At 28.8% G+C, this 12,570-nt stretch carries 11 protein-coding genes; all 11 read right to left on the bottom strand.

Translation table 11 applies throughout. The annotated features are described in order from the left end of the window. Positions 1 to 35: 35 nt before the first annotated feature. A complete protein-coding gene (gene mnmA / locus CSBG_RS07030) occupies positions 36 to 1,124 on the bottom strand; it encodes a tRNA 2-thiouridine(34) synthase MnmA (RefSeq protein ID WP_172617234.1) in 1,089 nt (362 codons plus the stop codon). Between the two features lie 2 nt (positions 1,125 to 1,126). Continuing rightward, complete coding sequence (nifU, locus tag CSBG_RS07025) at positions 1,127 to 1,558, bottom strand: Fe-S cluster assembly scaffold protein NifU (protein ID WP_008678265.1); 432 nt, start codon at positions 1,556 to 1,558, stop codon at positions 1,127 to 1,129. Further along, positions 1,542 to 2,741 (bottom strand): cysteine desulfurase NifS, encoded by a 1,200-nt coding sequence (gene nifS / locus CSBG_RS07020; RefSeq protein ID WP_008678264.1) that lies wholly within the window; start codon positions 2,739 to 2,741, stop codon positions 1,542 to 1,544. Before nifS ends, nifU begins: the two co-directional genes overlap by 17 nt. A 2-nt stretch (positions 2,742 to 2,743) precedes the next feature. Beyond that, positions 2,744 to 3,196 carry an Rrf2 family transcriptional regulator gene (locus CSBG_RS07015; protein ID WP_008678262.1) on the bottom strand — a complete coding sequence of 151 codons (453 nt, stop codon included), beginning with the start codon at positions 3,194 to 3,196 and terminating at the stop codon, positions 2,744 to 2,746. Between the two features lie 102 nt (positions 3,197 to 3,298). Then, on the bottom strand, positions 3,299 to 4,540 hold the full coding sequence (locus CSBG_RS07010; protein ID WP_008678260.1) for a replication-associated recombination protein A: 1,242 nt from the start codon (positions 4,538 to 4,540) through the stop codon (positions 3,299 to 3,301). Positions 4,541 to 4,567: 27 nt separating this feature from the next. Beyond that, positions 4,568 to 5,050 carry a hypothetical protein gene (locus tag CSBG_RS07005; RefSeq protein ID WP_008678259.1) on the bottom strand — a complete coding sequence of 161 codons (483 nt, stop codon included), beginning with the start codon at positions 5,048 to 5,050 and terminating at the stop codon, positions 4,568 to 4,570. Positions 5,051 to 5,196: 146 nt separating this feature from the next. After that, a complete protein-coding gene (gene adhE, locus CSBG_RS07000; protein WP_008678258.1) occupies positions 5,197 to 7,821 on the bottom strand; it encodes a bifunctional acetaldehyde-CoA/alcohol dehydrogenase in 2,625 nt (874 codons plus the stop codon). Positions 7,822 to 8,474: 653 nt separating this feature from the next. Next, positions 8,475 to 8,888: a HutP family protein gene (locus tag CSBG_RS06995; RefSeq protein WP_008678257.1), complete on the bottom strand. Its 414-nt coding sequence runs from the start codon at positions 8,886 to 8,888 to the stop codon at positions 8,475 to 8,477. 101 nt (positions 8,889 to 8,989) lie between these two features. Beyond that, positions 8,990 to 9,442 carry a MarR family transcriptional regulator gene (locus CSBG_RS06990; protein WP_035285721.1) on the bottom strand — a complete coding sequence of 151 codons (453 nt, stop codon included), beginning with the start codon at positions 9,440 to 9,442 and terminating at the stop codon, positions 8,990 to 8,992. A gap of 123 nt (positions 9,443 to 9,565) precedes the next feature. Continuing rightward, entirely contained in the window at positions 9,566 to 10,282 is a 717-nt protein-coding gene (locus tag CSBG_RS06985) for an MgtC/SapB family protein (RefSeq protein ID WP_008678254.1), read from the bottom strand. A gap of 159 nt (positions 10,283 to 10,441) precedes the next feature. Then, positions 10,442 to 12,439 carry a methyl-accepting chemotaxis protein gene (locus CSBG_RS06980; RefSeq protein ID WP_008678251.1) on the bottom strand — a complete coding sequence of 666 codons (1,998 nt, stop codon included), beginning with the start codon at positions 12,437 to 12,439 and terminating at the stop codon, positions 10,442 to 10,444. Positions 12,440 to 12,570 lie beyond the last annotated feature (131 nt).

The following is a 12,570-nucleotide window of genomic DNA, read 5'->3' as shown; positions in this document are numbered from 1 at the left end:
AAATTCTCATATCTACATATGAGAATTTTTTTTATTTATATAATTTCTTCTATTATTCCGCCACCAACAACAACGTTTCCATCATAAAATACAACTGATTGACCTTTAGTTATAGCTCTTTGCTTTTCCTTAAAAGAAACTTTAACTCTTCCATCTGCAAGTGGTGATATTATCGCTTCAGAAGGTTTTGCTTGATATCTAACTTTAGCAAATACAGTTATTTCTTCACTAAGAGAATTAAAAGGAATAAAGTTAACATCCTTTGCAACTAAATCAGTTTTAAAGACATCTTCTTCTGGTCCTATAACAACTTCATTAGTTCTTGGATTTATATCAGTAACAAAAATAGGAGTACCTAGTGCTAAGCCTAAGCCTTTTCTTTGACCTATTGTATAATAAACTATACCTTTATGTTTACCTAATATATTACCATTCTTATCAACAAAGTTTCCTTCTCTCACTTGATTTGGTCTAGCATTTAAAATGTATTTACCATGATTATTATCAGGTATAAAGCATATTTCTTCACTATCTTTTTTATTGTGAACTGCAAGACCAATTTCTTTAGCTATTTCTCTTATTTTATCCTTAGTATAATCCCCACAAGGCATTAATGTTTGACTTAATTGTTCTTGTGTAAAATTATATAAAGCATATGTTTGATCTTTCTTATCATCATCTGCTTTTATTAAAAGATATCTACCATCTTCATTTTTTTCTATTTTAGCATAATGTCCTGTAGCTACATAATCAGCTCCAATTCCTTTTGCTCTTCTTAGAAATTCATCAAACTTTATATGTTTATTGCACGCAATACATGGATTAGGTGTTTTTCCTTCCATATACTCTTGTACAAAATAATCTATTACCTTTTCTTTAAAGGAATCCTTAAAATTAAGAACATAAAAAGGTATTCCTAGTTTATCGGCAACTCTTCTTGCATCTTCTACTGATGAAAGAGAACAACATCCACCTTCTCTTTCAATATAGTCTTCATCTTCATCATCAAAATGTTTCATTGTTACGCCTATTACTTCGTAACCTTGTTCTTTTAAAAGGTATGCAGCAACAGAGCTGTCAACTCCACCACTCATACCTACTACTACTTTTTTCTTCATATTAATTCCTATTCATGACCATGAACATGATCGTGTATATCATCATGCTCTTCAAAATCCCAAAGCTCTAAACCTGTATTTTTTCTATAGTCATTAATTGCTTTATGTATAGCTTCTTCTGCTAAAACAGAACAGTGCATTTTTACAGGTGGAAGTCCATCTAAAGCTTCTGCAACTGCTTTATTGGATAACTCCCAAGCTTCTTCTACAGTCTTTCCTTTGATTAATTCTGTTGCCATTGATGATGAAGCAATAGCAGATCCACATCCAAATGTCTTAAATTTAACATCCTTGACAATATTATCTTCAATTTTTAAATAAACCTTCATTATATCTCCGCATTTAGCGTTTCCTACTTCACCTACGCCATTTGCATCTTCAATTTCCCCTACATTTCTTGGATTTCTAAAATGATCCATAACCTTATCGCTGTACATCATAATATTTTTCTCCCTTCTTTAAAAAGTCTTCCCATAATGGAGACATATTTCTTAGTCTTTCTATAATAGGTGGAACAACCTCTAAAACATAATCTACATCTTCATCTGTTGATCCATCACCTAATGTCAATCTTAAAGATCCATGAGCTAACTCATGAGGTAATCCTATTGCTAACAATACGTGAGATGGGTCAAGTGATCCTGAGGTACATGCACTACCACTTGATGCGCATACACCTTCAAAATCTAAAGATAGAAGTATTGATTCACCCTCTATAAATTCAAAAGTAATATTGGCATTACCTGGTAATCTTTTTTCCCCTCTTGGTCCATTTAATCTTGTATGTGGTACCTTTAGTAAGCCATCTATTAATCTATCTCTAAGCTTAGTGATTTTTTTATTATGCTCTTCTAAACTTTCAGTAGCTAGTTCAATTGCTTTTCCAATACCCACTATAGATGCTGTATTTTCAGTACCTGCTCTTCTAGCTCTTTCTTGGCCACCACCATGAATTAAGTTATCAATTCTAACACCTTTTCTTATATAAAGTGCTCCTATCCCCTTAGGTCCATATACTTTATGTCCAGCTAAAGATAATAAATCAATATTCATTTCTTTAACATCTACTGGAATATTTCCTATTGCTTGAACCGCGTCAGTATGGAATAAAACTTTTCTTTCTCTACAAATTTCACCTATTTCTTTAACAGGTTGAATAGTTCCTATTTCATTATTAGCAAACATAATTGAAACTAATATAGTTTTATCTGTTATAGCATTTTTAAGTTCTTCTAAGTCGATAAAACCTTCTTTATCAACATTTAAATACGTTACTTCAAATCCATTTTTTTCTAAGTATTCGCAAGTGTGAAGTACTGCATGGTGCTCAATCTTTGTTGTTATAATATGATTTCCTTTTTTTCTATGAGCTGATGCTATTCCTTTAATAGCCCAGTTGTCTGCTTCTGATCCACCGCCAGTAAAATAAATCTCATTTGAATCACAATTTAATGCTTTTGAAACCCTACTTCTAGCCTTATCAATAGCCATTTTAGTTTCCCTAGAAATTCCATAAAAAGATGATGGATTTCCATACTTTTTAGTAAAAAATGGCATCATTTCTTCTAAAACTTCCGGTTTAACATATGTAGTTGCTGCATAATCCATATATACATTTCTCATGTCTATTCGCTCCTTTTAACAATCTTAACGGATTGATTTTCATCCTTCATTCTTACATAATCATCTACTATATCTTGAAGCGTAATGTTCTTCATTACTTCATCAATACTATTTTTTATTTTTTCCCATAACAATCTAGTAGCACAAAAATCTATGTTATCACACTCAGTTCCTTCAATGCATTCAGCAATTTCAACAGGACCTTCAAGCACATTCATAACATCTGCTACTGTAATATCCTTTGGAGCATAATTTAACACATATCCACCTTGAGCACCTCTTATACTTTTAATAAGTTTTGCTTTTCTAAGTGGTGAAAACAACTGCTCTAAATAATATTCTGATATATTTTGTCTTTGGGAGATTGTTTTTATTGAAACGGGGGCATCTCCATAGTGCATTGCAAGGTCTACCATAGCCTTAACCCCGTATCTACCTTTAGTAGAAAGCTTCATTATACTTCCCCCTTTTAATGTTGACCATTTTACTAGTATTTACTTTTATATCTTATCAAAACACTCTGCTATTGTCAATAATCATAATACTATCCCAACGCCTTATTTTATCTTGCTCCAGTACATGTTTATACTTTCTTCATATTTATTTTTTTGAGGAAAATAATATTTAGAATTTTTTATTTTTTCAGGCATATATGATTGCCTTACATAATTATTTTCATAGTCATGAGGATATTTATATCCCGAAACGCCTAAATTTTCTGCTCCCGCATAGTGTGCATCCTTTAAGTGATTAGGAACATCTCCTATATTCTTGTTTTCTAAATCCTTCATAGCATTAGCTATAGCTAAATATGCACTATTAGATTTAGGTAATGTTGCTAAATATATAACAAGTTCTGCTAGTATTATCTGTGCTTCTGGAAATCCTACCTTTAAAGCTAATTCTATACCTGAATTTACTACACTTAGTGCATTAGGATGTGAAAGCCCTATATCTTCTGCAACTATTACAGATATTCTTCTTATTATTGCTGTTAAATTTCCTGATTTAATAAGTCTTGCTAAATAATGTATAGCTGCATCAGGATCACTACCTCTTATGCTCTTTTGTAATGCACTTAATAAATTATAATACTCATCACCGCTTGCATCCGCTCTCATATGTGATTGATTTAAGCTTTCTATATATTCTACAGATACTTCTTTTATATGTTTAAGTTGAGAATTTATAGTTAGTTCTAATATATTATAAGCTTTTCTATAATCCCCTTGAGAAATTTCACCAATATATTTCAAAGCTTCTAAAGAATACTCTACATGAATACCTTCATTTATTAACTTTTTTATTGCTTTCTCCAATCCTATAGTTATATCATTTATATTTAATGCTTCAAACTTAAATATATTGCATCTACTTAATATTGCCTTATGAATTGCAAAATAAGGATTTTCTGTGGTACTAGCTATTAATGTAACTCTTCCATTTTCAATAAACTCTAAAAGTGCCTGCTGTTGCTTTTTACTAAAATGCTGTAATTCATCAATATATATAACTACTCCATTATAGTTAAGTAAACTATCTAAACTCTCAGTAATTTCTTGTATATCTTTTACAGAAGCTGTAGTAGCATTTAATTTATAAAATTTTCTATCAACATAGTTTGCCATTATATTTGCTAAAGTTGTTTTTCCTGTTCCTGGTGGTCCATATAATATGCAATTAGGAATCATCTTATTTGTAATTAAGTTATATAACGGCTTTCCTTTAGCTAATATATCCTTTTGACCAACAAAATCTTCTAGTGTTTTTGGTCTCATTATTTCTGCTAATGGTTTCATTATTTTCACTCTTTCCTTTTGTTATTTTTACTTAAATCCATCATTTAATTCTTTAGCCTTTTCAAGATCTTCATATTCAGTAAATCCTTCTATATAAAATTCTCCATCCTTTTCTTTTACAACTACTTCAACTGGAACATCTTCACCTACTGCTTCATCACTTGCCTTTTCATCTCCATGCTTTTCTAATGCTTTTGCTACCATATCAAGAGTCATATAAACTTTATACTTTCCATTTTCCTCTTTAATACTTACTATATTACTTTCATATTTTTCAAGATTTAATTCACCTATATATAATGAATAAAACTCTACATAATTACAAATATAAAACTTCTCCTCACTTATATGTTTCTTCATAGTATCATCATATCCATCTTTATATGATAAAACTAAATCAATTGTTTCTTTTATCTTTTTTTCATCTTGTCTACTTACATCCTTTGAACATCCAAACATAAGTATTTGTGCAAATAATAATAGAGTTATTATTAATATTTTCTTTTTCATATATTTCCTCCATGCTATAATATAATCTTTGTAACATCTTAACAAATTCTCTCTATAAATAATATCACAATTTCTTCTCATATATGAGTAATATGTAAATAAAAATAGAGGTTACATAAAGTAACCTCTATTTTTATTCTAAAACACTATTTTTTCTTTGTTTCCTTTTTAACTTCTTTAGTCTTTGGACCTTCATAAGCTGTAATATACATTTCTTTTAATTCACTCATTAGTGGGTATCTTGGGTTAGCACCTGTACATTGATCATCAAATGCTTGCTCAACCATTTCATCTAAAGTTTCATAGAACTTAGTTTCAGATACTCCTGCTTCCTTTATAGTTTTTGGCATATTAACTTTAGCTTGTAATTTTTCTATAGCCTTTATTAATAATTCAACTTTTTCTACTTCGCTATTTCCACCTAATCCAAGATGATCTGCTATTCTAGCATATCTCCATGCTGCATTTGGATACTTATATTGAGCAAAAGCTGCTTGTTTAGTTGGAGCATCAGTAGCATTGAATCTTATAACTTCATTCATTAATAATGAGTTAGCCATACCATGTGGTAAGTGATGGAATGCACCTAATTTATGAGCCATTGAGTGTGTAATTCCTAGGAATGCATTTGAGAATGCCATTCCAGCCATACATGACGCATGTGCCATTTTTTCTCTTGCTTTAACGTTAGTTGTTCCTTCATTATAAGCATCTGGTAAATATTTAAATACTAATCTTATTGCTTCTAAAGCTAGACCATTAGTATATTCTGAAGCCATTATTGATACATATGCTTCTATTGAATGAACTAATACGTCTATACCAGCACAAGCTGTTAATCCTTTAGGTGAAGTCATCATAAGTTCAGCATCAACTATTGCCATATCTGGAGTTAGTTCATAATCTGCAAGTGGATATTTAACTCCTGTATTTTCATCAGTAATAACAGCAAATGGAGTAACTTCTGAACCTGTTCCTGCTGAAGTAGCTATTGATACCATCATAGCCTTTTCACCCATAGTTGGGAATTTATAAACTCTCTTTCTTATATCCATAAATCTCATTGCTAAGTCTTCAAATCTAACTTCTGGATGTTCATACATTACCCACATAATCTTAGCGGCATCCATTGCTGATCCACCACCAAGTGCAATTATAACGTCTGGATTAAAATCTAGCATTTCTTTAGCACCAGCTTTTGCACATCTAAGCGTTGGATCTGGTTCAACATCTGAGAATATTTTAAATTGTATTCCATTTCTTTCTAAAACATCAGTAACTTTATTTGTATATCCCATTTCAAATAATACCTTATCAGTTACTATAAGTGCCTTCTTCTTACCCATGTCTCTTAACTCTTCTAAAGCTACTGGTAAACAACCATATTTGAAGTAAACTTTTTCTGGAACTCTAAACCAAAGCATATTTTCTCTCCTTTCAGCTATGCTCTTAACGTTAATTAAGTGCTTTGGACCAACGTTTTCTGAAACTGAGTTTCCTCCCCATGATCCACATCCAAGAGTTAATGATGGAGCTAGTTTAAAGTTAAATATGTCTCCAATAGCACCTTGAGATGCTGGCATATTTATTAATGTTCTAGCTGTTTTCATCTTTTCTCCAAATTGTAATATTCTGTCTCTTGACTTAAGTTGATCAGTGTAAAGTATTGAAGTATGACCCATACCACCTAATTCTATTAATCTATTAGCTTTTTCTAGAGCTTCTTCGTATGATTTTACTCTATACATTGCTAAAATTGGTGATAATTTTTCATGTGAGAATGGTTCTTCTAATTCTACAGATTCAACTTCTCCAACTAAAACTTTAGCTGTTGTTGGAACATTTACTCCTGCCATTTCAGCAATTTTATATGCAGATTGACCAACTATATTTGCATTTAATCCGCCTTTTTCATTTAATATAATTTTTCTAACTTTATCTACTTCTTCTCCCTTAAGAATATAAGCACCTCTATCGCTTAATTCATTCTTAACTTCATCATAAACTTGATCTAAAACAACTAAAGATTGTTCTGATGCACAAATAACTCCGTTATCAAATGTCTTTGAAAGCAATATTGAGTTTACAGCCATCTTTATATGAGCTGTTTCATCTATTATCGCTGGAGTATTACCTGCTCCAACACCTAAAGCTGGTCTTCCTGATGAATAAGCAGCTTTTACCATTGCTGGTCCACCTGTTGCAAGAATTATATCAGATTCTCTCATAACATTTTGTGATAATTCTACTGATGGCTCATCTATCCATCCTATGATTCCTTCTGGAGCACCAGCTTTAACTGCTGCTTCTAATACTATTCTAGCTGCTTCAATTGTAGCTTTTTTAGCTCTTGGGTGTGGTGATATAATTATTGCATTTCTAGTTTTTAATGCTATTAAAGTTTTAAATATAGCTGTTGAAGTTGGATTTGTTGTTGGAACTATAGCTGATATAACACCTATAGGTTCTGCAACCTTTGTTATACCAAAAGTTTTATCTTCTTCTAAAACTCCACAAGTTTTCATATCTTTATATTGATTATATATATATTCAGCTGCGAAATGATTCTTAATAACTTTATCTTCTACTATTCCCATTCCAGTTTCAGCAACTGCCATCTTTGCTAATTTAATTCTGTTATCATTTGCTGCCATAGCTGCTTGTCTAAAAATCTCATCTACTTGCTCTTGAGTATAAGTAGCAAATACCCTTTGCGCCTCTCTTAATTCTTTAATTCTTTGAGTTAATTCTTTTGCATTTGTTACAGCCATTTTTTTATTCCTCCTAAATATCTATAAGATAATTTTTACATTTAAAATTATTTTCTTTTTAGTCTTTTGTTTTTTCTTAACTTGATTACAATATTATTCTATTTCATTGTTATATTTTTGTCAATATATTTTGTTAAAAATTTATCATTTTTTTATTCTTTATATTTTTGTATTATTTTAATACAATTTATTTGATTTGTTTTTTCCCTTTTGCTACCTGTTTTATATTTAATTCTAATATTTTTTCTTTTATTCGACTTACCCTCCTTAATATTATCTGATTATCTATTAAATTCTGAATAATAATATAATTCAAAATGATTTTTTAGAAAAACAACTTAAAATTCATTTTATAACTCTCAGTATTTAATTGTTATATTTATAACAATTAATAATTAATTATAACAACTTTTAAAACTAGTATTTTTGAAATAAAAAAAATATTAGCTTTATTATAAAAACTAAAGCTAATATTAATTTTCCAAAAAAGCCTTTAAATATTCATATATAATATTTTTTTTGTTATATATAATTACTATATTACTATTTTAATAAATAAGCATTATTATTATTTTCTTACTTAAATTTTTATAAATTGTTTTATAAAAATAAAGGTAATATATTCATAAATATATTACCTTTATTTTTAATAATTATTCAGGAATGGCTCTATGACCTATTCCAATCACTACTTCGTCTAAATGTAAAAGTCCAACACTTAGAAAAATACATACCGTTAAGTGCTCTCCCCTTCTTGCAATCCCTACTTTTCCACCAACATTTTGTCCACTTGCTCTATTCCAAACCTGCATCAATGCATCTCTAGTTGCTCCTATTACTCCACCTTCATGTAAATGCTCTTCTCTTATTACTCCATTTCTCTTAGAAGCTACTAATGCTCTTTCTAATATTTTAGATGTTGAATCATTTATATTCCCACCTATATTTACAGCAGTTACTAACACACCTTTTTTCTTAAATTCAACCTTGAGTTCTTCCTCTTCCTCTCTAGATGAAATTGCCATCCTAGTTGCATACTTAGCAACTTCCAAACTAGTGTTTCCCATAATATCCTCCCATACTTCTTAATATACTAATAATATCATAAATCTTAGATTCATTATAGTAAATTTAATAAGATTACTTTATTATAGCATATGGGACTTTTTTATTTTATAGAATCATACTTAGCTTTAAAATATTCATTTAATTTATCTAAAGATCCTATTAATATGTCCTTTTCTTCTTCTGAAAGATCATCCATCATACTTCTTACCATTTCATTATGAAATCTTTCATGTAATCTATGTGCAATCTTCCCCTTCTTAGTTAATTCAACTAAAACTACTCTTCTATCTTCTTCTATTCTCTTTCTATCTACATATCCCTTTTTAATTAATCTATTTATTGATGTAGTTAACGTTCCAACAGTTATACCTAAGTCCTGTGCTACTTCACTCATCATTCTTTGTTCTTTTCTTCCTATTTTTTCTATAGTATGCATTTCTCTAACAGATAAGTCTGAAAAATACCCACTTTTCAATGTTTTTTCTTCAATTTGCAATATTTCATTAAATATTTTTACAAGCAATTCATTAACTATACTTTCACTTCTTTGCATAATAACTTTATCCCATCCTTTTTCTATAGTTCCTAATTTAAATAATAATCTAATAATCATCAAATTTCAATTGTATAATTAATATTTTTACATAAAGTATTTTGATTATCAAAATTATTTTTATTAGCTTAACATTTTTATATAAATTATATTTTCATTTTTTCTTAATCCTTCTATTAATTTATCTAATTTAACATACCCTGGCTTTATAACTGTATATATAGCATGAACTTCTTCTTGCTCATATTGAGTTTTTTCTTTTTCTAAAATGTATTCAATTATTTTCACCTTTAAATTTTCATTTTCAAACCATTTTTGTATTTCTATATTTAAATTTTCTTTTTTACGATATTTAATTTCAACCTTTTTAATTATATTTTTTGATATAAATTTATTTTCTATTCTTTTTAAAAAAACTAATGTTATTACTATTATAATAGCTCCAAATATACTTATATAATATTCTCCCATTCCTATAGATAATCCTAAGCAAGCAACCACCCACAAAGTTGCTGCTGTTGTTAGTCCTTTAATATTTCCTTTAGTGTGAATTATAGCTCCTGCCCCTATAAATCCTACTCCAGTAATTACTTGGGCTCCCAATCTTCCATAATCAATTTTTATAACTTCACTTAACTCTTTATTTACTTCAATCATAGCAATGGCTTTATTTCCAATATCAATTTGTAATAAAGATATTATTGTTGCTCCTAAGCAAACTAATATATGTGTTCTAAAACCTGCTGCCCTATGTTGCCTTTCCCTTTCATATCCAATTATACCTCCAACTATAACAGCAAGAACGAATCTAATTACTATTTCTCGAATGTTTAGTATCATCTTATCCTCCTTTAAAATTACTATATTGAAATAAAGGATTTATTCTTTATATTATGATTAAAAGTGAGATATATTGATTATATTTATAACAAACATATATTATTTTCTATAGTTATAATAAAAAACACTAGCACTTTAATATTATGCTAGCGTTTAGTTCTATATCTTAAACCTATCTATAGATTTTAAAACTTCAATACTTCTATATGCTAAATCCTGAGAATCTTCAGCTACATTTTCACTAAATTTATTTAAATCATTTGATGATGCTGTTATTTCTTCAGATGCACTTGATATGTCTTTTGATGCTTTTGCTACATTTATAATTTTTTCTAATATATTCTTCTTCTTTTCGTCTATTTCAGTAAATGAAGTGTTTATATTACTTATTCTAGGTGTTATGCTCTTAACTTCTTTTGCTATATCATTAAAGGAACTAATTGCATTGTTTATAGTACTTCTTTGTAATTGTAGCTTTTTATTAATTTCTACAGTATCTTCTGCTATTCCCTTTGTATTCTTAAATACATTATTTAATATATTATGAATATTATTTGATGCATTATTTGAATTTTCTGCAAGCTTCCTTATTTCATCAGCTACTACAGCAAACCCTTTTCCAGCTTGTCCAACTCTTGCAGCTTCAATAGCTGCATTTAAAGCTAATAAGTTTGTTTGCTCTGAAATATCATTTATTAAAATTAGTATTTCTTTTACTGTGCTTATATCATTAAGCATGTTATCCATATTATCACTAAACTTACTAAATCTATTATCAAAATCTTCAGCTGAAGCTATTAAAGTATTCATCTCACTACTATTCTTTACTGATTTCATTTCAATATCTTTTGCCATATCATCTATCTTTATAATATTCTTAGAAATTTCATCTACTTCTTCACTAAAGACATTTATTACATCTATTGTATTTTCTAATTCATCTTTTTGATTACCACTAAAGGCTGCAACTTCAAAAATAGAAGTAGATATATCACTTGCTAGTTTATTTAACTCTTTAGAAACAACAGCAAGAGAAGTTGATTTCTCAGTGACATCTTTTGAAGATATTTTTATTTTAGATATAATATCCTTTACTGAAATTCTAGTAGTTTCTATAGACTTACATATATCCCCTATTTCATCTTTCCTATTCAAATGATTTTCCTCAAAACTAACTGTTAAATCTCCATCAGAAATATGTATCATATTAGTTTTTATGTTTTCTAAGACTTTTGTTATTCCCCTAGTAATAATATATATTAATAAAATACTTAAAATTAATATTGAAGAAACTATTAAAAATGTAGTATTTTTAAATTCCTTTAATGATTTAAGCAAGTCATTGCTATCTACAGTTATTCCTATAGACCACCCAGTACTTGCTATAGGTGAATAAGCAATATAAGATTTATTACCGTTTAGATTATACTCTGAAGAACCACTTTTTCCAGAAATCATGTCTTTTTGTACATTTATAACATCCTTATAGTTCTCATCACTTCCATACTGATTAATTAAATTGCTTTTTTCCATAACAAAATAAAAATCATCATGAGCTATAACTGTTCCTTCAGAATTCAAAATAAAAGCTGATCCAGTATCTAAAAATTCAATATCATTTGATAACTTACTAAAATCTTCTGCTGATTTTAATCCTATTATAGCTCCAATTATTTTATTATCCATCTTTAGTGGTACAGTATATGCAGTAACCCTACTTTTATCAATGGTTGATATAAATGGATCTGATATAACCTCACTACCCTTTATTGTCTTCTCAAAATAATCCTTATCTTTTATTTGCTCCATTCCATCCTTATAATAAACGACTCCATCCACCCCACATATTCCTATATTGTCAAAGTTCCCCTTTTCAAGCTCTTTTTTCAATATATCTCTTTTTTCTTTAATTGATATTTCATCACTTGAAAGTCTTTTATCCATAGCTATTTCTTCTAAGTTTTTAATACTTCCTAAAAACTTATCATTAATTCTCATGGATGCTTGTTTTGACATTTCTTCCATTATAGTCAAACTATTTTTTATTAATGTACTTTTTGCTGTATAATATGATATAGTTGAATTGCTAATAGTTCCTATAGCTATTACTGGTATAAAAAATAGTAGCATCTTTACTAATAGCTTTTTAAAATTCATTATAATCCCACCCTATACTTTTTCGTTCGGTAACGTTTCCAAATCTTCTTATTATAAATTTATTTATTTGATATAAGATAAGTAAACATTTCCTTTTATATTTCAATTATATATCCTAAATTTATACAGAC

Origin of the sequence: Clostridium sp. 7_2_43FAA (assembly GCF_000158375.2) — a bacterium.
In the GTDB taxonomy this organism is placed as follows: Bacteria; Bacillota; Clostridia; order Clostridiales; family Clostridiaceae; genus Clostridium; species Clostridium tertium.
The sequence above is the reverse complement of the archived record's forward strand: the minus strand, read 5'-3'. Positions and strand labels throughout refer to the sequence as shown.

Coding starts and splice junctions, on each gene's coding strand:
- CSBG_RS07015 (WP_008678262.1), bottom strand. CDS start 3,196: ATGAAGCTTTCTACTAAAGGTAGATACGGGGTTAAGGCTATGGTAGAC.
- CSBG_RS07010 (WP_008678260.1), bottom strand. CDS start 4,540: ATGAAACCATTAGCAGAAATAATGAGACCAAAAACACTAGAAGATTTT.
- nifU (WP_008678265.1), bottom strand. CDS start 1,558: ATGATGTACAGCGATAAGGTTATGGATCATTTTAGAAATCCAAGAAAT.
- CSBG_RS06985 (WP_008678254.1), bottom strand. CDS start 10,282: ATGATACTAAACATTCGAGAAATAGTAATTAGATTCGTTCTTGCTGTT.
- CSBG_RS07005 (WP_008678259.1), bottom strand. CDS start 5,050: ATGAAAAAGAAAATATTAATAATAACTCTATTATTATTTGCACAAATA.
- CSBG_RS06980 (WP_008678251.1), bottom strand. CDS start 12,439: ATGAATTTTAAAAAGCTATTAGTAAAGATGCTACTATTTTTTATACCA.
- CSBG_RS06990 (WP_035285721.1), bottom strand. CDS start 9,442: ATGCAAAGAAGTGAAAGTATAGTTAATGAATTGCTTGTAAAAATATTT.
- nifS (WP_008678264.1), bottom strand. CDS start 2,741: ATGAGAAATGTATATATGGATTATGCAGCAACTACATATGTTAAACCG.
- CSBG_RS06995 (WP_008678257.1), bottom strand. CDS start 8,888: ATGGGAAACACTAGTTTGGAAGTTGCTAAGTATGCAACTAGGATGGCA.
- adhE (WP_008678258.1), bottom strand. CDS start 7,821: ATGGCTGTAACAAATGCAAAAGAATTAACTCAAAGAATTAAAGAATTA.